The following is an 18756-nucleotide window of genomic DNA, read 5'->3' on the forward strand; positions in this document are numbered from 1 at the left end:
GCGTGACGAGCACCACCGACGGGTCCGGTTCCGCCTCCATGGGCGGGGCCGGGCCCGACCGGTCTGCGGGCGCGGTCGCGGCCGCCGCGCAGGAGAAGGCCGACACCCTCACCTGGCTGCGGCGCATCTCGGGCGATCTCGCGACGGCGACCATCCAGCGCCTCGAAGAGACGCTTCCCTGGTACGCCGAGATGCCGCCAGCCCGGCGGTCCGCCGTCGGGCTCGTCGCCCAGGCCGGCATCACCTCGTTCCTGCAGTGGTTCGAGGAGCCGGCATCCACTCCGGCGATCGCCGCCGACATCTTCGCCGCGGCCCCTCGTGAGCTGCTGCGCAGCGTCAGCCTGACGCAGACCCTGCAGCTCGTGCGCGTCACCGTCGAGGTGATGGAAGAGCGCGTCGCCGGACGCAGCGAGAAGGTGCGCGAGGCGATGCTGTCGTACTCGCGCGAAGTCGCCTTCGCCGCGGCCGACGTCTACGCACGCGCCGCCGAGGCCCGGGGCCTCTGGGACGCTCGCCTCGAAGCGCTCGTGGTCGACTCGATCCTCACCGGCGAGGCCGACGACGAACTCCCCAGCCGCATCGCCGCGCTCGGCTGGCACGGCCACGGAGAGGTCGCGGTGCTCGTGGGCACCACTCCCCCGCAACTCGACGTCGACCAGGTGCGTCGCACCGCGCGCAAGCTCGGCGTCGACGTGCTCATCGGCGTGCAGGGCTCGCGCCTGGTGCTTGTGGTCGGTCGTGCCGACCTGCCGGCGCGCGGTGGAGAGGATTCCGCCGAACTGCCCTTCCCCGAGATCGCCAAGCGTCTCGAGCCCGGTTTCGGGTCGGGCCATCTCGTCCTCGGACCGGCGGTCCCCGCGTTGGTCGACGCCGGGCAGAGCGCTCGTGCCGCCCTCGCCGGCTTCGCCGTCGCCCGCGCGTGGCGTCATGCCCCGCGGCCGGTGGAGGCCGATGATCTTCTGCCCGAGCGCGCCCTCGCTGGCGACGCCGTTGCGAAGCAGACGCTGGTGGATCGCGTCTACCAGCCGCTGCAGGCGCACAGCGCCGATCTGGTGGCGACGCTGTGGAGCTACCTCGACAACGGGCGCTCGCTCGAGGCGACGGCGCGCGAGTTGTACGTGCACCCCAACACGGTCCGCTATCGCCTGAAGCGCGTGTCGGAGGTCATCGGATGGGATGCCACGGGCCCCCGGGAGGCGCTCATCCTGCAGACCGCGCTGATCCTGGGATCGATCGGAACGGATGCCACGCGCCGTCGCGGACCCGTGGGTCGACGGTCGCCCCTGGCGCGCTGATGCACGGCGCGCACAAAGACACGCCGTATATCTGTGTCGATATCTCCATAAGCGTGGGCTCGATCGTTGGCAGGATGGAACGGTGATCATCGCCGTCTTCCCCGGGCAGGGCTCTCAGACCCCCGGTTTCCTCTCGCCGTGGCTCGAACTCGACGGAGCGCGCGAGCGTCTCGGGGCCTTCTCGGAGCAGGCGGGCGTCGACCTCGTCGCCGCCGGCACCGAATGGGATGCCGATCAGATCCGCGACACCGCCGTCGCCCAGCCGCTGATCGTCGCTGCGAGCCTGCTGTCGTGGACTGCGCTGAACGATCGCGCCACGACCTCCGTCGCCGGTGTCGCGGGGCACTCGGTGGGCGAGATCGCCGCGTTGGCGGCATCCGGAGTGCTCTCCGACCAGGACGCGCTGCGCCTGGTCGGACTGCGCGGCCGTGCGATGGCCGAGGCCGCCGCCACCGTCGAGACCGGCATGAGCGCCGTCGTCGGGGGCGACGAGACCGCTGTGCTCGAACGCCTCGAGGCGCTCGCACTCACCCCCGCCAACTACAACGGCGGCGGGCAGATCGTGGCCGCCGGCGAACTCCCCGCCCTCGCCGAGCTCGCCGCCGAGGCCCCGCGCGGCACTCGCGTCATCCCGCTGCAGGTCGCGGGCGCCTTCCACACCCGTTTCATGGAGCCTGCCGTCGAGACGCTGCACGCCGCGGCCGACGACGTGCAGGTGAGCGACCCCGCCACGACGCTGTGGACCAACTCCGACGGCTCCGTCGTGACCGAGGGCCGCCGCGCTCTCGACCTCGTGGTGGCCCAGGTCTCGTCGCCCGTGCGCTGGGACCGCTGCATGGCCTCGTTCGCCGAGCAGGGCGTGACCGGCATCATCGAACTCTCGCCCGCCGGTGCCCTCACGGGCCTTGCGAAGCGAGCACTGCGCGGCACCCCCACCGTGGCAGTCAAGTCCCCCGACGACCTCGACGCGGCCGTCTCACTCCTGAAAGAAGACCAGGCATGAGCACCCCCACCCTCCGTCAGCTGCAGGGAGCCGCTCACACGCGCATCTACGCCTACGGTGCCGCGCGCGGTGAGAACTTCGTGCCCAACGACGACCTCGTGGGGCCCATCGACTCCAGCGACGAGTGGATCCGCCAGCGCACCGGCATCGTCACGCGCGTCCGCGCGAACAAGGACACGGATGCCATCGATCTGGCCACCGAGGCCGCGCGCGAAGCCGTCGAGAAGTCGGGCATCGCCCCCGACCAGATCGACGCCGTGATCGTCGCGACGATCAGCAACCCCAAGCAGACCCCCTCGGCCTCGGCCATCGTCGCCGACCGCATCGGGGCGAACCCCGCGGCCGCCTACGACCTGAACGCCGCGTGCGCCGGCTTCGCCTACGGCGTCGGTCAGGCCGACGCCCTCGTGCGGGCGGGCCTGGCGAAGCATGTCGTCGTCGTCGGCGCCGAGAAGCTCAGCGACGTCGTCGACCCCACCGACCGCAGCATCTCGTTCCTGCTCGGCGACGGCGCGGGCGCCGTCGTGGTCGGACCGAGCGAGACCCCCGGCATCGGACCCACCGTGTGGGGCTCGGACGGTTCGAAAGCGGACGCCGTGGGCATGAACGCCACGCTCACCGACTTCCGCGACGGCGTCGCCCCGTGGCCGACCCTGCGCCAGGAGGGCCCCACCGTCTTCCGCTGGGCCGTCTGGGAGATGGTCAAGGTCGCCCGTCAGGCGATCGAGGCCGCGGGCATCGAGCCCGCCGACCTCGCCGCCTTCGTGCCGCACCAGGCGAACATGCGCATCATCGACGAGTTCGCCAAGCAGCTCGGCCTGCCCGAGACCGTCGTCATCGGTCGCGACATCGAGACGACCGGCAACACCTCCGCGGCATCCATCCCCCTCGCCACCCACCGCCTGCTCGAGGAACACCCCGAGCTGAGCGGCGGCCTCGCGCTGCAGATCGGCTTCGGCGCCGGACTGGTGTTCGGCGCGCAGGTCGTCGTGCTGCCCTGACGCGGCGACACCGAACCCTAGACTGATCGGGGCCTGACAGGCCCGCCCCCAAGAAACAGGAGACATCATGGCATTCACCAACGACGAGGTTCTCGCCGGCCTTGCCGAGCTCATCACCGACGAGACGGGTATCTCGGCCGACGAGGTCGCGCTCGAGAAGTCGTTCACCGACGACCTCGACATCGACTCCATCTCGATGATGACGATCGTCGTCAACGCCGAGGAGAAGTTCGGCGTCACCATCCCCGACGACGAGGTCAAGAACCTCAAGACCGTCGGCGACGCCGTGACCTTCATCACGTCGAACCAGTCCTGACACCTCCCGGTGGGGGCTTCGGCCCCCACCGGTCACGACCTGTCGGCCGCACCAAGGATTCTTCGCTCATGAGCACACCCCGCATCGTCGTCACCGGCATCGGCGCCACCTCGCCCATCGGCGGTACGGCCCCCGAAAGCTGGTCCGCCCTGCTCGCCGGTACCTCCGGCGCCCGTTCCCTCGAGCACGAGTGGGTCGAGCAGTACAACCTGCCCGTCACCTTCGCGGCCGAGGCGCTCGTGCGCCCCGAGACCGTGCTCGAGCGACCCGTCGCCAAGCGGCTCGACCCCTCGTCGCAGCTCGCCATGGTCGCGGCCAAAGAAGCGTGGGAAGACGCGGGTTCGCCCGACATCGACCCCGACCGCCTCGGCGTCGACTTCGCCACCGGCATCGGCGGCGTGTGGACGCTGCTCGACGCCTGGGACACCCTGCGCGAGAAGGGCCCGCGTCGCGTCATGCCGATGACGGTGCCCATGCTCATGCCGAACGCGGCCGCCGGTAACCTCTCGCTGCACTTCAACGCCCGCGCCTTCGCGCGCACCGTGGCATCGGCGTGCGCCTCGAGCACCGAGTCGATCGTCAACGCGGTGCAGCACATCCGCGACGGCCTCGCCGACGTCGTCATCGCGGGTGGAACCGAATCGGCCATTCACCCGATCACGATCGCCTCGTTCGCGTCGATGCAGGCGCTGTCGAAGCGCAACGACTCGCCCGAGACCGCTTCGCGTCCGGCCAGCATCGACCGCGACGGCTTCGTCATGGGCGAGGGCGCCGGCGTGCTGATCCTCGAGACCGAGGAGCACGCCAAGGCCCGCGGCGCCAAGATCTACGCGTCGATCGTGGGCGGTGGCGTCACCGCCGACTCGTACCACATCACCGCGAACGACCCCGAGGGTCATGGCGCCGCTCGCGCCGTGCACATGGCACTCGAGATGGCGGGCGCGTCGGTCGACGACGTCACGCACATCAACGCGCACGCCACCTCGACGCCGGTCGGCGACCCGAACGAGTACAAGGCGCTGCGCGCCGTCTTCGGCGATCGGGTCGACGAGATCCCCGTCTCGGCCACAAAGGCCTCCACCGGCCACCTTCTGGGCGGCACCGGAGCCCTCGAGGCGATCTTCACGGTTCTCGCCCTGCAGAACCGCGTCGCGCCCCCCACGATCAACCTGACCGAGCAGGACCCCGAGGTTCCGTTCGCGCTCTCGGGATCGCCCGTCGAGCTCGGCGCGGGAGACCAGCTCGCGATCAGCAACTCCTTCGGCTTCGGCGGGCACAACGCCGTCGTCGCCATCGCCTCGGTCTGAGCGCGTTCCCCGTCACGACGAGAGCCCCCTGGCATCCCCCCGACTGCGATCGGGGATGCCAGGGGGCTCTCGTTTCGTCAAGCGAGGGATACGCGTTCCCGGTGCCGGGTGTGTTCACCGACCTCCGGTAGTGGCGCCTCCCCCACTCGACGGGCTCATCCGACCTTGTGCAGCCACACGATCTGCTGGTCGTCTCCGGCGTGGCGGAAGGGCTCGAGCTCCTCGTCCCAGGCCGAGCCCAGGGCGACGTCGAGTTCGCGCTGCAGCTCGAAGGGGTCGCCGGCCGCGACCTCCATCGCGTAGCGCACGCGATCCTCGGCGATGACGACGTTGCCGGCCGAATCGGTTTGAGCGAAGTGGATGCCGAGACCCGGCGTGTGCATCCAGCGTCCGCCGTCGCTGCGGGGCGTGGGATCCTCGCTCACCTCGAAGCGCAGGTGTTCCCACCCCCGGATCGCGCTCGCGAGTGCTGCGCCGGAACCGACGGGGCCCTCCCAGTAGAACTCCGCGCGACGGCTGCCCGTCAACACGGGCTGTTCGGCCCAGTCGAAGTTGACGGCGCGGCCGAGAGCGCGTCCGACCGCCCACTCGAGGTGGGGGCACAGCGCGCGGGGCGCGGAGTGGATCAGGATCACTCCGCGCGAAGACGTGATCGCCATGGTTTCTCCTTCGTCAGGTACGTCTTCCCCTACGACCTGTGATGGAGTGCCGGCGATTGTTCGGTTGTCCGGCCATTATCGCCCGTGCATAACGAAATCACAACACTGTGATTCCTCCGCGCGTCCCGCGGGGCGGCCGCGCGATCGGCCCAGCGGGTGTCAGCCGAACCACAGCGCCCAGTAGAGCGCGAAGTTGCGGTTGCCGTACGCCGAGCAGGCGTCGCCCGTCCCCCATCGCGCGGCGAGGGCCGCCGGGTTCGGCTGATACGGCGTGTAGTTGTACAGCGCCGCGGTGGCCGCGTTCGCGATCGTCACGTCTGAACCCCCACACGAGGGATCCGGTGAATAGGCGAGATAGTGCGTTCCCGGCTGCCGCATGAAGTCCGAGGCGCTGTACGACTTCAGATCGGTGGCGGCCTGGGCGACCTGGGCGCCGAATCCGGCGGCACCGGCGTCGCACGGGGCGGTGTCGGGGCATCTCGCCCCCATTGCTGCACCGAGCTGCTGGGGTGACGGGGCGCGCGCCGTTCGGCCCGACACGAGGCTCTGCTCCTTCTGGAGGGTGACGAGCAGCACCTTGGCCGAGATCCCGCACGCGCGTTGCAGGCGATCGATGATCTGGGCGGCGGTGAGCTGTACCCCGTCGTAGCCCTCGCAGATCGTGCGGCCCGTGGCATCCGAGACGATCGGTCCCCGCGCGGGCAGGTCGGACCGCAGAACCGAGAGACAGGAGTCGTTGCGGCACTCCCCCACCTCGTCGTCGAGGAAGGACTGGATCTGATCGGCCGTCATGGCGTCGCCGTCGTAGAACTGCTCGTCGTCGATGAGGTGGCCGGGATCGAACGAGGTGAGGTCGATGGCCTCGCGCCGGGCCTCCGTGTTCCACGCGGCGGTGAGGGAGACGAGGGGGATGACCGCCAGAGCGATCAGGCCCACGAGGACCATGGCGACCGCGGCGAACGTCATGCGTCGTCGCCGGATCAGCCGTTGCCGGGGCGTCCGCCGTCGGCGCGTCCGAGTTCTCGCCACCGAACGATCGTGCCCCACCGCGCTGACCGCGTGCTGCACGCGCAGGGCGTGGCGCGCGGTCAGCGCGGGGCGCTGTTCAACTGCCCGGCGTTGCGGGAGGAGTCGGAGCGGTTCCCTCCGCGGGCGGGGTCGGAGCGGTGCCATCGGCCGGAGGCGCGGGAGGCGTGAGCTTCTGCCCGTCGGCGGGAGGGGTGGGCGCCGTGCCGTCGGCGGGCGGTGCGGGCTTGGCAGCGTCGCCCTTCGGGGCGCCGGGCCCACCGGGGCCGGTAGGTCCGCACGCGCCGGGTTCCTTGCCATCGGCGGGTGCCGCCGGAGCGGTTGCGTCCGCGGGAGGCGTCGGAGCCGTGCCGTCGGCCGGGGTTGTGGGCGAGGCCCCCGGGGTCGGGGTGGTACCGGGGGTGCTACCCGGTCCGGTGGATCCGCCGTCGGCGCTGGGCGCCGAGGTCGACGAGGCGGCGAGGGACCCCGCGCCGTTGCTCTGCGCCGCGAGGGCGGCGGTTCCGCCGGTGAGGCCGGCGGCCACGATCACGGCGCCAGCGATCAGCGCCGGTCCGCGCCACGAGCGGCGGCGGGGTTCGGGGGTCTCGTCCTGTCGCGGCAGCGGCAGCGTGGGGTTGTCGTCGTTCATGATTCTCTTCCCGTCCGGTGTCGGTCACCGGCTCTGAGACCAGACTTTGAGCCGGGACTGAAGCGAACCTGAAGCCCGCGCACCCGCCTGCTTCGCATAGGTAAGCCATAACCGGCGTACAGCCCGCGTCCGTATCGTCGCCCGGATGTCCTTCGCTGCCCGCGTGCTCGTCCTCGACGACGACGAGACGATCCGCATCGCCGTCACCACGGCCCTGCGCGCCGACGGTTTCCTCACCGAGGCGGCGCCCGACGGGACCGATCTCAGCGACCGTCTCGCCTCGTTCCGCCCCGACCTCGTGATCATCGACTGGATGATGCCCGGGCCGAGTGGCATCCGTCTGCTTCCGCTCGTGAGAGCCGCCGGTGACACGGCGGTGATCATGCTGACCGCTCGGGACGAGGTCGACGATCGCCTGCGCGGGTTCGCGGAAGGGGCCGACGACTACGTCGTCAAGCCGTTCACGATGGCCGAGCTCGTCGCGCGTAGCGGCGCGGTCCTCCGCCGTCGCGGGCGGTTGCCGCAGACCGTGTCGGTGGGCGATCTCGTCGTCGATCCCGACGCGGCGACGGCGCATCGCGGCGGGGTGTCGCTCGAGCTGACGGCCACCGAGTTCCGGCTGCTGCAGCTTCTCGCCGAGAGCCGCGGACGCACGCTCTCGAAAGCGCAGATCCTCACGCAAGTGTGGGGCTACGAGGACTACGACCCCAATCTCGTCGAGGTGCACCTGAGCGCCCTCCGGCGCAAGATGGAGCAGCGCGGCCCCCGGCTGATCCACACCGTCCGCGGGCTCGGCTATCGCTTGAGCGAGGAACGATGAGCATCTCTCCCCCGCTCAGATCGGGGTCGCTGCGTCGCCGCACGATCGTCGCGGTGGTCGCCCTGGTCGCGCTCCTGCTCGTCGTGCTCGCGATCGTCGTCGACGTGGCGTTGGGTGCGCGCCTGCGCGGTCAGATCGAAGACCGTCTTCGCGATCGCGCCGCCGCGGCGGCATCCCTCGTGGGCACCGTCGACGACTCCGACCTCGCCGAGCGACTGTCCGACCAGGGACTCGCCGTGCGCATCGACGGCGCGAGCGGGGACTCCGTCGTCGCCGGACCCAGCCCCGAGCAGTTGCGCGACGGCCCTCCGGGCGGCCCCGGCGGTCCAGGCGGAGGGCCGGGTGCCCGGTCCACTCCGCAGCCCACCGGCTCGAGCGACGTCAGCGTCGTCGCCTCGGAGGTGACGGGAGACAGCGACCTGGTCACGCTCCGCTCGACCCTCAGCGACGGCTCGACGTTGACGCTGACGGCATCGGCGGCGGGGATCGACGACACGCTCGTGCAGGTGCGGTGGATCATGGCCCTGTCGTCCATCGGGGTTCTCGTTCTCGCCGCGGGGGCAGTCACCCTGGTGGTGCGCCGGAGCCTGCGCCCCCTCGACCAGGTGTCGCGGGTGGCGCGCGCCATCGGTTCCGGAGAGCGCGAGAGGCGCCTGCACCCCACGCGACCCGACACCGAGATCGGGCGCGTCGCGACCGCCCTCGACGACATGCTCGACGACGTCGTGGGGGCCGAGCAGGCGGCCGTCGACGCGGAGCAGCGGCTGCGTGCCTTCCTTTCCGACGCCGCGCACGAACTGCGCACGCCGGTCGCCGGCATCCGTGCCGCCGCCGACACCCTCGTCCGCGCCGACCTCGCCGGACCCGAACGCGAGGTGCTCGCCGCGCACGTCGCCCGCGAGGCCGCGCGTGCGTCGCGTCTCGTCGACGACCTGCTCACTATGGCGCGCGTCGACCGCGGCCTCGAGCTCTCCCGGGCCGACCTCGATCTGCGTTCCCTCGTCACCGCCGAGGCGGAGCGCGTTCCTCTCGTGCACCCCTCGTTGCGCATCCGGACGGAGATCTTGGATGCCACGGTTCCCGTCCACGCGGACCCCGACCGCGTCGCGCAGGTGCTCTCGAATCTCATCGAGAACGCCGCTCGTGCCACGGATCGCACCGGACGGGTCACGATCGCCGTCGAACGGCGGGGGTCCACCGCGGTCGTGGCCGTCACCGATGACGGGCCGGGCGTGCCACCGGCGGACCGCGAGCGCATCTTCGAGCGTCTCGTCCGCCTCGACGATGCGCGCGCGGCCTTCGGAGGGGTGGGCCTGGGGCTGCCGATCGCGCGCGGCATCGCGCGGGCGCACGGCGGCGACGTGCGATGCGTCGACAGCGATCGCGGTGCGCGCTTCGAGGTCACCCTGCCGCTCGAGCAGCGAGCAGCAGGGTGACTCCGGAACTCAGGCCGAGCGACCGCCCACCGGCTGCCGCGGCGGCGCCGTGGTCGCCGGCGCGATTCCCGCGGCGGTGAGCGTGAGCCCGTCGGCGCCACTGGCGTCGTGCATCATCTGGTCGACCAGGGCGCGGTCGATCGCCGGCTCCCGGCCACCGTAGAACTGCAGGACCAGCGCGTTCGAGGCGTGGATCCAGAGGCTGGCCTGGCGCACGCCTTCGTTGACGGGCAGTTGCAGCATGAAGCCCTCGTTGCGCCGGAGCTTGTTCATCACGACGATGCGGAGGTGGGCTAGGATGCGGTCGTCGATGTCGAACGACGCGCGGTCACGATAGATGAGACGTCCCATCACAGGTCCTTTTCTGGCTCGACGAATCGAACCGTGTTTCGTGGGGACCGCGCTGGGGCGCAGCAATGGGGGCCTCTTCATTGTGCCACCCGGCCCCGCCTCGGGGGCGGTTTCCGGGAGGACGTGCACGGGCGTTCAGGTGCGGGGAGCCTGCTCGGCATCCGCTCCGACCGAGTCGACGACGCCGAAGGCCGAGCGCGAGAGGAACGAGACGATGTCGACCGCGGGCATCTCGGTGCCGAGGGCGAGTTCGACGAGAACCTCTTCGGCGAAGTTCACCCAGGAACGCAGCGCGACGCGCAACAGGGGCGAGTCCTCGGCGCCGAGCTCGAGGAACCCGTCGGTGACCCATCCGGCGGTCACGTCGCGCGCGCGATCCACCTCGTGCCGCACCTCGGTGTCGCCCGACGCGACGCCGCGCACGAGCGAGAAGAACGTGCCGCGGTGCTCGCGGACGAAGCTCACGATGCGCGCCAGCGTGTCGTCGAGCCGCTCCCGGGCAGCGAGATCCTCACGCGGGACGGATGCCGCGAGCAGTGCCGCCGCGGCGGTGCCCACCACCTCGCGATGGAGTCCTTGACGTGATCCGAAGTAGTGGAAGAGCAGGCCCCGCGAGACCCCGACGCGCTCGGACAGCACCTCCATCGTGAGGTCGTCGAGCGGCTTCTCGACGAGGAACGCCACGCCCGAGGCGACGAGCTGGGCGCGCCGCTGATCGGGAGTGAGGCGCGTTCGCCGGTCGCTCGACATGAGGAAACTCTAACGAAGCGATGCGCCGGCGATCTATTGACACTCTGTCAATGAGGCGTAGCCTGAGGTCGCTCGGCGCCGTCGCCGGGCCCGCTTCCGCAGGAGGATCGATGAAGTTCCGTGACCTGACCCGCTCCCGTACCGGCCGTGTGGCCCTCGCCACCGTCCCCGTCGCCGCCGTGGCGAGTCTTCTTCTCACCGGTGTCGCCCAGGGCGCTGTGCCCGTGTCGTTCTCCGTCTCGGGCAGCCAATTCCAGATCAGTGCTTCGCAGCTCGAGGGCACCGGCTTCTCGCAGTACGCCGGCGTCACCAACGACACCGCCGGCGGGGAGCACAACGTCGCCATCGCGAACATCACGTCGGCGACGCTCGCCGACCTCTGCCAATCGGTCGTCAGCGAGACCCCGCTCGGCAAGGTCGGCGTCCTCATCACCGCGGGCGGCGGGGGCTCCCCCGCGTCGGCCTCCGACCTGCAGATCGGCATGACGGGCCTGCAGGGCGATTCCTCGTTCGGCAACATCCGCATCGGCGTGGACGCCTCGACCGTCAACACGTCCGCGAAGGGCACCGCGGGTGACTTCGCGCAGGATGCCGACACCATCTCGATCGCGAACCTCAAGCAGACCGCGTGGAGCACGCAGGCGTCGGTCTTCACTCTCACCGGCATGAAGCTCGAGCTGACCGACGGCTCGAAGACGTGCTTCTGATCGGCGCCGCCATGACCTCCCCCGACCTCACCGCGCGGGCGCGCTTTCGCGCATGGCGCCGCCGTCGCCCCCTCGTGGGCGGACTGCTCGTCGCTCTCGGCGGCATCGAGATGTTCTTCTCGGGCCAACTCGACATCGGTCAGCTGCACATCCAGCTCGGAATCGAAGGCCTCCAGGCGACGGTGATCCCCCTCGTCCTGGTGCTCCTCGGCATCCTGCTCATCTCGATGCCCGCGCACCGGATCTTCTACGGGGTCATCGCCCTTGCCGTGGCCGTCTATTCGCTCGTCGGGGTGAACCTCGGAGGTTTCCTGCTCGGGATGCTGTTGAGCACGGTGGGTGGCATCATCGCGGTGTCGTGGGCGCCGCCCCGGTCGCAGGACGATCCGGCGCCGACGGCCGAGGAGGCGGAGAGCGCGATCACGGGAGCCGGGCGATGAAGCGCGCGCGAGCAGCGGCCGCGCTGACGGCAGCGATGCTCCTGCTGGGCGGTGCGACAGGCGCCGGAGCCGCGTGGGCGGACGACGGCACGCGGCCGGCGCGCCTATGCATCCCGATCCTGCTCCCGTGCAGCGACCCGTCTCCGTCGCCCACGCCCAGCCCCACACCCACGGCGGGATCCGTTCTGCCGACGCTGCCGGGCGTCCCGGCGCCGGATCCGACGCCCGCCACCCCGACGTCGCCGGCGCCCACCCCGCCTCCGCAGGACTCCACCACCCCGCCTGCGCAGGCCGCCGTGGTCGATGAGAACTCACCGGTCTTCACGCAACCGTCGGCCCAGTTGGGCGCCCAGTCCCTGTCGTTCCGGGGGATCCCTCTCGTCAGCGTGGTCACCGTGCCGCTCGCCGACGGCACGCGCATCACCGTGCTGAAGATGACGGCCGACGAGATCACCATCGACGGGTTCGCCCTCACCGTGCGGCGGGCGACGGGTCCCGCCCTCGTCACGACAGCCGACCGCATGACGCTGTCTGGGCACGTCTCGGTCTACCTGAACTCGCTGTCGGCGACCACCGCCGACGGCAAGACCCTCACCCTCGGGGCCGACACTCCCCCACCGGCCGACGGGATCGCACCGGGGCTCGCGCGCGTGACCCTCGGCCTGGTCGGCACCACGGCCGACTCGATCGTGTACACGAACACCGACCAGAAGATCACGCAACCGGGGTGAGCGCACGGTCGGGGTGAATCCCCAGCCTGGGCGGAATCGCGCTGGATACAGTCGAAGGGATCAGTGATCACCGACCCACGAGAGAGAAAACCCGTGAGCCATCACCGCACCTCCACCGACCAGGAGGGCCGATCTTCGAGCCCCCTCTTCTCGAGAGGGGGTGAGATCTGATGCTGGCTGCGGCCCTGACACTGCTGTTGGGGATCATCGTGACTCTGGCGATCATCGCGGCCTGCGGATTCTTCGTCGCGCAGGAGTTCGCCTACATGTCGGTCGATCGCTCGCGCATGGCGGCGAAGGCCGAGAAGGGCGACGCGCAGGCCAAGCGGGTGCTGGCGATCACCAAGCGGACGTCGTTCATGCTGTCGGGCGCCCAACTGGGAATCACCGTGACGGGCCTCCTGATCGGATACGTCGCCGAACCGCTGATCGGTGAGTCGCTGGGGACCCTCCTCGGCGGCGTCGGCATCGACCCGACCGTCTCGGTGCTGATCGGCACCATCGGCGCGTTGCTGCTGGCGACCATCGTCACGATGATCTTCGGCGAGCTGTACCCGAAGAATCTCGCGATCGCGAGTCCCGAGCCCCTCGCCCGTGCTCTCGCTGTTCCGACACGGATCTACCTGCTGCTGTTCGGGTGGCTCATCACCGTGTTCGACGTGGCGGCGAACGCGTTGTTGCGACTGCTGCGGATCGAGCCCCTCGAGGACGTCGACGAAAGCGCCACCGCGCGAGACCTCGAGGCGATCATCGAGGAGTCGCGCGTGAGCGGAGACCTCCCCGACGATCTGTCGATGATCATCGACCGCATCCTGGACTTCCCGCAGCGCGATGTGGAACACGCGATGATTCCCCGGTCGCAGATCGACTCGGTCACCCCGGACACGACGGTCGGCGAGGTCCGCGCGCTCATGGCCACCGGCCATACCCGCTACCCCGTGATCGGTGACGAGGACTCCCCCGTCGGTGTCGTCGAACTGATCGACGTGCTGCGCGAGCGGCCCGCGGACGATGCGCCCGTCGCATCCGTCATGCGCGCCGCCGTCGTCATCCCGACCTCGATGCTCCTGCCTGTCGCCCTCGACCGCATGCGTCGCTCGCGCAACGAGCTCGCGTGCGTGGTCGACGAGTACGGCAACTTCGACGGCATCCTGACGATCGAAGACCTGACCGAGGAGGTCATCGGCGAGCTGTCCGACGAGCACGACGTGGAGGTCGCCGAGGTCTCTGCGGACGGAGACGACGCCTGGACGGTGCCCGGCGATCTGCACCTCGACGAGCTCGAGCGCCTGATCGGGTACGACCTCGCCGAGAGCGACGTCGAAACCGTCGCGGGTCTCGTCATCGAGACCCACGGTGACCTGCCCGCCATCGGCAGTGTCGTGCGCGTCGACCTTCCCGAGCGTGCGTCCGAGACCGTGCAGGGCCTCGACATCGAGCGCTGGCTCGCCATCGAGGTCGTCGAGGTCGATCGGCACGTGCCGTCCCAGCTGGCTGTGCATCTGCACGAGGTGGACCGGGATGCCGAGCCTGCCGACGGGGTCTCGACGATCGACGAGGAGGTGGCCCGATGAACGGCTGGACCGTCGCCCTGATCACCACGGCGCTCATCATCGCGAGCGCGTTCTTCGTCATCGTGGAGTTCGCTCTGCTTGCCGCGCGCCGCCACCGGCTCGAGGAGCAGGCCGCTACGAGCGCCTCGGCGCGTGCGGCCCTGCGCGGTGTGAACGAGCTCACCGTCATGCTGGCGTTCGCTCAGCTCGGCATCACCGCGTGCACCTTCCTGCTCGGCGCCATCACCAAGCCCGCGATCGACTACGCGCTCGCTCCCGTGTTCGAGGCGTGGGGTCTGCCCTACGTGCTCGCCGACATCATCGCGTTCATGCTGGCTCTGATCGTGGTGACGTTCCTGCACCTCGTGATCGGCGAGATGGCCCCGAAGTCCTGGGCGATCGCTCATCCCGAGACGGCGGCGAAGGCCACCGGCATCCTGGCTCGCGCCCTCACCTGGCCGCTGCGACCGTTCCTGCTGTGGATCAACCACATCGCGAACCGGCTCGTGAAGGCATCGGGTGTCGAGCCCGTCGAAAAGGCCGCGGCCGGCGGGCAAGACGCCGACACGATCCGCGAGCTCGTCGCGCATTCGCGCCAGGCGGGCACGCTCGAGAAGCAGTACTCGGAGCCGATCGCTCAGGCGATCGCCCTGGGCACGCTCACGGTGGGAGACATCGTGCGAACGGATCGTTCCCCGACGTCGGTGCCGAGGGATGCCACGGTCGCCGAGATCCAGGCTGTCGCCGCCTCGTCGACGCACCTGCGCATCCTCGTGGGCTCGGGCGCGGACTCTCGCGTTGCGCACGTGCGTGACACGTTGACCGTCGACCCAGACACCCCGGCGCTCGAGATCGCGCGCGAACCGCTCGTGCTCGAGCCGAGTGCCTCGGCCTACGACGCGCTCGCTCGCATGCGTCGCGGACGCGTGCAGTTGGCCACCGTGGTGGCGGGCGAGCAGTTGCTCGGTGTCGTGACTCTCGACGACCTGCTGCGCGAGATTCTGCCGGGCCCGGGCGAGCTGGCCGCGGCACAGGGTGGGTCTGCCGCCTGACCTGATCTCGCGATGAACGCCTGCCGCGTTCGGGAGCGCTCCTCGCGAGCGTGCCTCGATGCGGCAGGCGTTCGTCACGGGTGAGCAGTCGCGCGGCGGGTTCGAGTGTCAAGCCATCGAACGGGCTAAGGAGCGCGGCGTACCGTCGCTCGCGTTCACCCCCACATCTCTTCGGAGGACACCCATGAGCAAGACCTGGTTCATCACCGGCGCGTCGAAGGGCTTCGGCCGCGAGTGGGCCGAGGCGGCCCTCGAACGCGGCGACAACGTCGCCGGCACAGCCCGCAACATCGACGACGTCTCGGAGCTCGTCGAGAACTACCCCGACACATTTCTTCCCCTCAGCCTCGACGTGACCGACCGCTCGGCCGACTTCAACGCCGTCGCGAAGGCGCACGAGAAGTTCGGACGACTCGATGTGGTCGTCAACAACGCCGGCTACGGGCATTTCGGCATGGTCGAAGAACTCACTGAGGACGAGGTCCGCGCTCAGCTCGAGACCAACTTCTTCGGGGCGCTCTGGGTGACGCAGGCAGCTCTTCCGATCCTGCGCGCGCAGGGCTCGGGCCACATCATCCAGGTGTCGAGCATCGGCGGGATCAGCGCCTTCCCCACGGTCGGTGCCTACCACGCGTCGAAGTGGGCCCTGGAGGGCCTGTCGCAGTCGCTCGCGCAGGAGGTCGCCGGGTTCGGCATCCACGTCACTCTCATCGAGCCCGGCGGGTACTCGACCGATTGGTCGGGCCCTTCGGCGCAGCGCAGCGACGAGATCGAGGCCTACGCCGACGTGCGCGAGCAGGCGGCGAAGCGCCCCTCCGCCGCCGACCCCGGCAAGCCTGAAGCCACTCGCGCGGCGATCTTGAAGGTGGTGGATGCCGCGACCCCGCCGTTGCGCATCTTCTTCGGCAAGGCGCCCCTCGGCATCGCCGAGCGCGACTACGAGTCGCGCTTGCAAACGTGGCGCGAGTGGCAGCCCGTGTCGGAGGAGGCGCACGGCTCGTAGCCGCGCGGCGTCGATCTCGGAGGTTGTTCCGGGGCGCGGACCGTGCACGGGGTCGCTTTTCGATGGACCCGGTGCATGGATCGCGCCCCGTTTGTCGTCGGCTTCCGAGAAAGAGCCGGCGCCAGGCGCACGGCTCATCGCAGGTACGAGTCCACGAGCAGAGATCCCCGGATGTCGCGGAATGCCTCGACCAGCCGGTCCAGTGCGGCCGGATTCCAGGCCGCGAGCTGGAGGTCGTGCGGGCCGAGAGGTTCGAGCTTCCCGGTTCGCAACCGCACCACTTCCCATCCGGCTGTGCGCAGAGCCCTGTCCTTCCGGCGGTCGGCCGCCTCACGCTTTCCCACGTGTTCGAGGCCGTGACGGCCGATCGAGTCGTATTCGAGGGCGATGCGCAGCTCGGGAAACACGATGTCGGGCCACACCTCGAGATGGTGGAAAAACGGTTTGGCAATCCGAATGGCGTTGGATCCGTCGCTCAGCAGGAGGCGTTGCCGCAGGTCGGCGCGAACGCGATCCTCCACGGCCGAGGCGGGCTGCGGCGCGCACGGTGAGAGGAAGGCCGTGCCGACGGGAACGTCTGGGGTCTTCTGGCAGATCGGGGCGCGTGTGGCACGTCGGCGGGGCCGAAGTACCGCGTTCCCGGCGACGGGCGGCGCCGAGACCGATTCGCGCATGGGCAGAGCGATCGCGCGTGTCGGGTTAGCCTGCTCGCTGCACTCCGGGCACCAGGCGCTGCGCCGGCGCTCCCTCCCGGGGCGCTGTCGCTGCTCTTCGGGCGTGGCCGCGAAACGGTGACCTGAATCGCATTGCCAGAGCAGGAAGACGTCAGCGGCCGGCGGCACCTGACTGAGTGCGATCCCCGCGTTCAGATCGGGGTGGTACTGACGGATGAGCGCCGGAAAGGCGGCCCACGAGTCTCGGTACGCGCCGACGGCGTAGGGCACCTCCCGCCCCTTCGACCACTGTCGCCGGGCCCACCATGCCTGCACTCTCTCCGCCACGCCAGCGACCGTAGACGGCACCTCCGACATCGGCATCCGTTGGGCTTTCGGAGACGCGTCCTGCCACTAGGGTCGGGGGCATGACGATGCCCGCCGTGCCGCCGCACCAGCCGCCGTTCGCTCCTCCGTCGCCGCCGCGGGCTGACCCCAGCACCAACGGCACCGCGATCGCCTCGGTGATCGTGGGACCGATCGCACTCTTCAACTCGGCCTTCGTACCGCTGCCCTTCATCGGCTTCGTCGCCGTGTTCGCCGCGTTCCCTCTCGCCGTGGCGACGATCATTCTCGGGCACTTCGGACTGCGCGCCGCCCAGCGTTACGGAGTCGGTCGCGTGATGGCTGTCGTCGGACTCGTCGTCGGTTACCTCGCGATCGGAATCATTCTCGCGACGGCGACCCTGTTCTTCTCGCAGTTCCTGTTCATCCGGACGCCGATCGCGAGCTGAGCTGCCCGCCGCATGCAAATGACCCCCGACCAGGCGGAGCCGTTCGAGGGTCTCGCGGAGAGCGGGTGCGAGGTTACCCACGGTCGTCGAGTTTCGAGCCCGCTGCCCGACCGGCGTGGCCGCCTCATCCGTGGGTGAAGAGGGCCAGCCGCGGCACCGCCTCGACGGGACCCGGCTTCGACGGTGGGGCCTCGGCATCCCTCCGATGCACATTGCCAGCGTGGCTCGCTAGAGCCTGAGCGCGAGGGCGTTCGCGGTCAAGCCCGCGGCGGTGCCACACAGGACGACGGTGTCTCCGGGGCCGATCCGCCCCTCGTCGAGACTGGTCGCCAGCATGAACGGCACCGACGACGACACCATGTTGCCGAACTCGGCGACGCGGTCGATGTACGCGTCCCTCGGGATGCCGATCCGACGCATCGCGATGCTGAGTGCCCTGCTCGCCTGATGCGGCACGACCAGGTCGATCTCGTCGAGACGGAGGTTCACTCGTTCGAAGAACCGGGCGAAGAAATCCGGCAGCACAGCCAACATACCGAGGAGTGCCCGCCGCCCGTCCATGGCGAACACGTAGTCGGAGGGGTCGCCGTCGGCGTAGGACTGGGCCGGGTGCAGCGACAACCCGCCGCGAAGCTCCGTGTCGTGCGCGTGCTCGGGCCACGTCTGCTGCAGGCTACCGAGCACTCCGGGCGCAGCGGCATCGCTCTCTCCGTCAACTCCACGCGTCAGCACGACAGCGGCGGCCGCATCGGAGAAGAGCTCGAAGCTCTCTCGCTGGCCGGCGTCGAGGAAGCGGGTCCCGACGTCGCCCGACACGATGAGCACCCGCTCGTAGTCGCCGGCGGCGAGGTACCGCGACGCGATGTCCACCGCCGTGATGAAGCTCGTGCAGGTCGAATTGACATCGAAGGCGGCGGCGCCGGCGTGAGGGGCGACGCGCTCCATCACGAGCGCCGCCGTGCAGGGGATCGGCTGCACGCCCGCCGCACAGGCCGCGATGATGCAGTCGATGTCGTCAGCACGAAGCCCGGCTCGTCGGAGGGCGTCCTCGGCTGCCGCGGCGAGCATGTCGAGCTGCGACATGCCATCGGGGATGCGGTGACGTTTCTGTTCTCCGAACGTGACCACCCGATCCGGGAGGTACGTTCCCCATCCCGCCAGCCGGCACGGCCGAAGCTGAGGGCTCCGTCCGGTAGGTCGATGTTGCGGCATCCCTGTCCTCCTCATG

General features: G+C 70.1%; 21 protein-coding genes. 14 read left to right on the forward strand and 7 right to left on the reverse strand.

What is annotated here, in order from left to right; genetic code table 11:
• The first annotated feature begins 38 nt into the window (after positions 1 to 38).
• The 5 genes from BLS25_RS07635 to BLS25_RS07655 all read left to right on the forward strand — a co-directional run bounded on the left by BLS25_RS07635 (position 39) and on the right by BLS25_RS07655 (position 4922).
• Positions 39 to 1295 (forward strand): PucR family transcriptional regulator, encoded by a 1257-nt coding sequence (locus tag BLS25_RS07635; protein WP_056232370.1) that lies wholly within the window; start codon positions 39 to 41, stop codon positions 1293 to 1295.
• An 82-nt stretch (positions 1296 to 1377) separates the two neighbouring features.
• Positions 1378 to 2298, forward strand: coding sequence for an ACP S-malonyltransferase (locus tag BLS25_RS07640; protein WP_074694977.1), 921 nt, complete (start codon positions 1378 to 1380; stop codon positions 2296 to 2298).
• Positions 2295 to 3299 (forward strand): beta-ketoacyl-ACP synthase III, encoded by a 1005-nt coding sequence (locus BLS25_RS07645; RefSeq protein ID WP_056231429.1) that lies wholly within the window; start codon positions 2295 to 2297, stop codon positions 3297 to 3299. Before BLS25_RS07640 ends, BLS25_RS07645 begins: the two co-directional genes overlap by 4 nt.
• A gap of 67 nt (positions 3300 to 3366) precedes the next feature.
• Entirely contained in the window at positions 3367 to 3615 is a 249-nt protein-coding gene (locus tag BLS25_RS07650) for an acyl carrier protein (protein ID WP_022880558.1), read from the forward strand.
• Between the two features lie 68 nt (positions 3616 to 3683).
• Entirely contained in the window at positions 3684 to 4922 is a 1239-nt protein-coding gene (locus BLS25_RS07655; RefSeq protein WP_056231419.1) for a beta-ketoacyl-[acyl-carrier-protein] synthase family protein, read from the forward strand.
• Between the two features lie 155 nt (positions 4923 to 5077).
• Here BLS25_RS07655 and BLS25_RS07660 read toward each other — a convergent pair whose 3' ends face one another.
• The 3 genes from BLS25_RS07660 to BLS25_RS07670 all read right to left on the reverse strand — a co-directional run bounded on the left by BLS25_RS07660 (position 5078) and on the right by BLS25_RS07670 (position 7238).
• On the reverse strand, positions 5078 to 5581 hold the full coding sequence (locus BLS25_RS07660; protein WP_056231415.1) for a DUF3145 domain-containing protein: 504 nt from the start codon (positions 5579 to 5581) through the stop codon (positions 5078 to 5080).
• A 159-nt stretch (positions 5582 to 5740) separates the two neighbouring features.
• Positions 5741 to 6547 (reverse strand): hypothetical protein, encoded by an 807-nt coding sequence (locus tag BLS25_RS07665; RefSeq protein WP_081349737.1) that lies wholly within the window; start codon positions 6545 to 6547, stop codon positions 5741 to 5743.
• A gap of 139 nt (positions 6548 to 6686) precedes the next feature.
• Positions 6687 to 7238, reverse strand: coding sequence for a hypothetical protein (locus tag BLS25_RS07670; protein ID WP_074694978.1), 552 nt, complete (start codon positions 7236 to 7238; stop codon positions 6687 to 6689).
• 145 nt (positions 7239 to 7383) lie between these two features.
• On the opposite strand from BLS25_RS07670, the gene BLS25_RS07675 reads away from it, so the two are divergent.
• Positions 7384 to 8058 carry a response regulator transcription factor gene (locus BLS25_RS07675; RefSeq protein WP_056231404.1) on the forward strand — a complete coding sequence of 225 codons (675 nt, stop codon included), beginning with the start codon at positions 7384 to 7386 and terminating at the stop codon, positions 8056 to 8058.
• Positions 8055 to 9494, forward strand: a complete 1440-nt coding sequence (locus BLS25_RS07680; protein WP_074694979.1) for a sensor histidine kinase — start codon at positions 8055 to 8057, stop codon at positions 9492 to 9494. The genes BLS25_RS07675 and BLS25_RS07680 overlap by 4 nt, the downstream gene beginning before the upstream one ends.
• Positions 9495 to 9503: 9 nt before the next feature.
• On the opposite strand, the gene BLS25_RS07685 is transcribed toward BLS25_RS07680, so the two are convergent.
• Together BLS25_RS07685 and BLS25_RS07690 are read right to left on the reverse strand one after the other, a co-directional pair.
• Positions 9504 to 9845 (reverse strand): DUF7882 family protein, encoded by a 342-nt coding sequence (locus BLS25_RS07685; RefSeq protein ID WP_074694980.1) that lies wholly within the window; start codon positions 9843 to 9845, stop codon positions 9504 to 9506.
• A 135-nt stretch (positions 9846 to 9980) separates the two neighbouring features.
• Complete coding sequence (locus BLS25_RS07690; protein WP_074694981.1) at positions 9981 to 10595, reverse strand: TetR/AcrR family transcriptional regulator; 615 nt, start codon at positions 10593 to 10595, stop codon at positions 9981 to 9983.
• A gap of 110 nt (positions 10596 to 10705) precedes the next feature.
• Between BLS25_RS07690 and BLS25_RS07695 the strand changes: the two genes are divergently transcribed.
• The 6 genes from BLS25_RS07695 (at position 10706) to BLS25_RS07720 (ending at position 16081) form a co-directional block, all read left to right on the forward strand.
• Positions 10706 to 11302, forward strand: a complete 597-nt coding sequence (locus BLS25_RS07695; RefSeq protein ID WP_074694982.1) for a DUF6230 family protein — start codon at positions 10706 to 10708, stop codon at positions 11300 to 11302.
• An 11-nt stretch (positions 11303 to 11313) separates the two neighbouring features.
• Positions 11314 to 11742: a DUF6114 domain-containing protein gene (locus BLS25_RS07700; RefSeq protein ID WP_256335555.1), complete on the forward strand. Its 429-nt coding sequence runs from the start codon at positions 11314 to 11316 to the stop codon at positions 11740 to 11742.
• Positions 11739 to 12473: a hypothetical protein gene (locus BLS25_RS16870; RefSeq protein ID WP_074694983.1), complete on the forward strand. Its 735-nt coding sequence runs from the start codon at positions 11739 to 11741 to the stop codon at positions 12471 to 12473. The genes BLS25_RS07700 and BLS25_RS16870 overlap by 4 nt, the downstream gene beginning before the upstream one ends.
• A 170-nt stretch (positions 12474 to 12643) precedes the next feature.
• Complete coding sequence (locus BLS25_RS07710; protein ID WP_074694984.1) at positions 12644 to 14047, forward strand: hemolysin family protein; 1404 nt, start codon at positions 12644 to 12646, stop codon at positions 14045 to 14047.
• The gene (locus BLS25_RS07715; protein ID WP_056231380.1) at positions 14044 to 15078 is read left to right on the forward strand and encodes a CNNM domain-containing protein; all 1035 of its coding nucleotides are present in this window, start codon (positions 14044 to 14046) and stop codon (positions 15076 to 15078) included. The genes BLS25_RS07710 and BLS25_RS07715 overlap by 4 nt, the downstream gene beginning before the upstream one ends.
• 184 nt (positions 15079 to 15262) lie before the next feature.
• Positions 15263 to 16081 (forward strand): SDR family oxidoreductase, encoded by an 819-nt coding sequence (locus tag BLS25_RS07720; RefSeq protein WP_056231377.1) that lies wholly within the window; start codon positions 15263 to 15265, stop codon positions 16079 to 16081.
• A gap of 134 nt (positions 16082 to 16215) precedes the next feature.
• Here the strand turns inward: BLS25_RS07720 and BLS25_RS07725 are convergent, their stop codons facing one another.
• Positions 16216 to 17082 (reverse strand): zinc-ribbon domain-containing protein, encoded by an 867-nt coding sequence (locus tag BLS25_RS07725; RefSeq protein ID WP_081349738.1) that lies wholly within the window; start codon positions 17080 to 17082, stop codon positions 16216 to 16218.
• Positions 17083 to 17162: 80 nt separating this feature from the next.
• On the opposite strand from BLS25_RS07725, the gene BLS25_RS07730 reads away from it, so the two are divergent.
• A complete protein-coding gene (locus tag BLS25_RS07730; RefSeq protein WP_074694986.1) occupies positions 17163 to 17528 on the forward strand; it encodes a hypothetical protein in 366 nt (121 codons plus the stop codon).
• Between the two features lie 228 nt (positions 17529 to 17756).
• On the opposite strand, the gene BLS25_RS07735 is transcribed toward BLS25_RS07730, so the two are convergent.
• Positions 17757 to 18755, reverse strand: a complete 999-nt coding sequence (locus BLS25_RS07735) for a 3-oxoacyl-ACP synthase III family protein (protein WP_371129319.1) — start codon at positions 18753 to 18755, stop codon at positions 17757 to 17759.
• Position 18756: the final 1 nt, after the last annotated feature.

The organism is Microbacterium testaceum StLB037 (assembly GCF_900104345.1).
GTDB lineage: Bacteria > Actinomycetota > Actinomycetes > Actinomycetales > Microbacteriaceae > Microbacterium > Microbacterium testaceum_A.

Bases quoted from the DNA above. Each gene is read 5' to 3' on its own strand.
- BLS25_RS07720 (WP_056231377.1), top strand. From the start codon at position 15,263: ATGAGCAAGACCTGGTTCATCACCGGCGCGTCGAAGGGCTTCGGCCGC.
- BLS25_RS16870 (WP_074694983.1), top strand. From the start codon at position 11,739: ATGAAGCGCGCGCGAGCAGCGGCCGCGCTGACGGCAGCGATGCTCCTG.
- BLS25_RS07680 (WP_074694979.1), top strand. From the start codon at position 8,055: ATGAGCATCTCTCCCCCGCTCAGATCGGGGTCGCTGCGTCGCCGCACG.
- BLS25_RS07665 (WP_081349737.1), bottom strand. From the start codon at position 6,547: ATGACGTTCGCCGCGGTCGCCATGGTCCTCGTGGGCCTGATCGCTCTG.
- BLS25_RS07675 (WP_056231404.1), top strand. From the start codon at position 7,384: ATGTCCTTCGCTGCCCGCGTGCTCGTCCTCGACGACGACGAGACGATC.
- BLS25_RS07655 (WP_056231419.1), top strand. From the start codon at position 3,684: ATGAGCACACCCCGCATCGTCGTCACCGGCATCGGCGCCACCTCGCCC.
- BLS25_RS07645 (WP_056231429.1), top strand. From the start codon at position 2,295: ATGAGCACCCCCACCCTCCGTCAGCTGCAGGGAGCCGCTCACACGCGC.
- BLS25_RS07715 (WP_056231380.1), top strand. From the start codon at position 14,044: ATGAACGGCTGGACCGTCGCCCTGATCACCACGGCGCTCATCATCGCG.
- BLS25_RS07735 (WP_371129319.1), bottom strand. From the start codon at position 18,755: ATGAGGAGGACAGGGATGCCGCAACATCGACCTACCGGACGGAGCCCT.
- BLS25_RS07635 (WP_056232370.1), top strand. From the start codon at position 39: ATGGGCGGGGCCGGGCCCGACCGGTCTGCGGGCGCGGTCGCGGCCGCC.
- BLS25_RS07700 (WP_256335555.1), top strand. From the start codon at position 11,314: ATGACCTCCCCCGACCTCACCGCGCGGGCGCGCTTTCGCGCATGGCGC.
- BLS25_RS07695 (WP_074694982.1), top strand. From the start codon at position 10,706: ATGAAGTTCCGTGACCTGACCCGCTCCCGTACCGGCCGTGTGGCCCTC.
- BLS25_RS07660 (WP_056231415.1), bottom strand. From the start codon at position 5,581: ATGGCGATCACGTCTTCGCGCGGAGTGATCCTGATCCACTCCGCGCCC.
- BLS25_RS07650 (WP_022880558.1), top strand. From the start codon at position 3,367: ATGGCATTCACCAACGACGAGGTTCTCGCCGGCCTTGCCGAGCTCATC.
- BLS25_RS07730 (WP_074694986.1), top strand. From the start codon at position 17,163: ATGACGATGCCCGCCGTGCCGCCGCACCAGCCGCCGTTCGCTCCTCCG.
- BLS25_RS07670 (WP_074694978.1), bottom strand. From the start codon at position 7,238: ATGAACGACGACAACCCCACGCTGCCGCTGCCGCGACAGGACGAGACC.
- BLS25_RS07710 (WP_074694984.1), top strand. From the start codon at position 12,644: ATGCTGGCTGCGGCCCTGACACTGCTGTTGGGGATCATCGTGACTCTG.
- BLS25_RS07690 (WP_074694981.1), bottom strand. From the start codon at position 10,595: ATGTCGAGCGACCGGCGAACGCGCCTCACTCCCGATCAGCGGCGCGCC.
- BLS25_RS07685 (WP_074694980.1), bottom strand. From the start codon at position 9,845: ATGGGACGTCTCATCTATCGTGACCGCGCGTCGTTCGACATCGACGAC.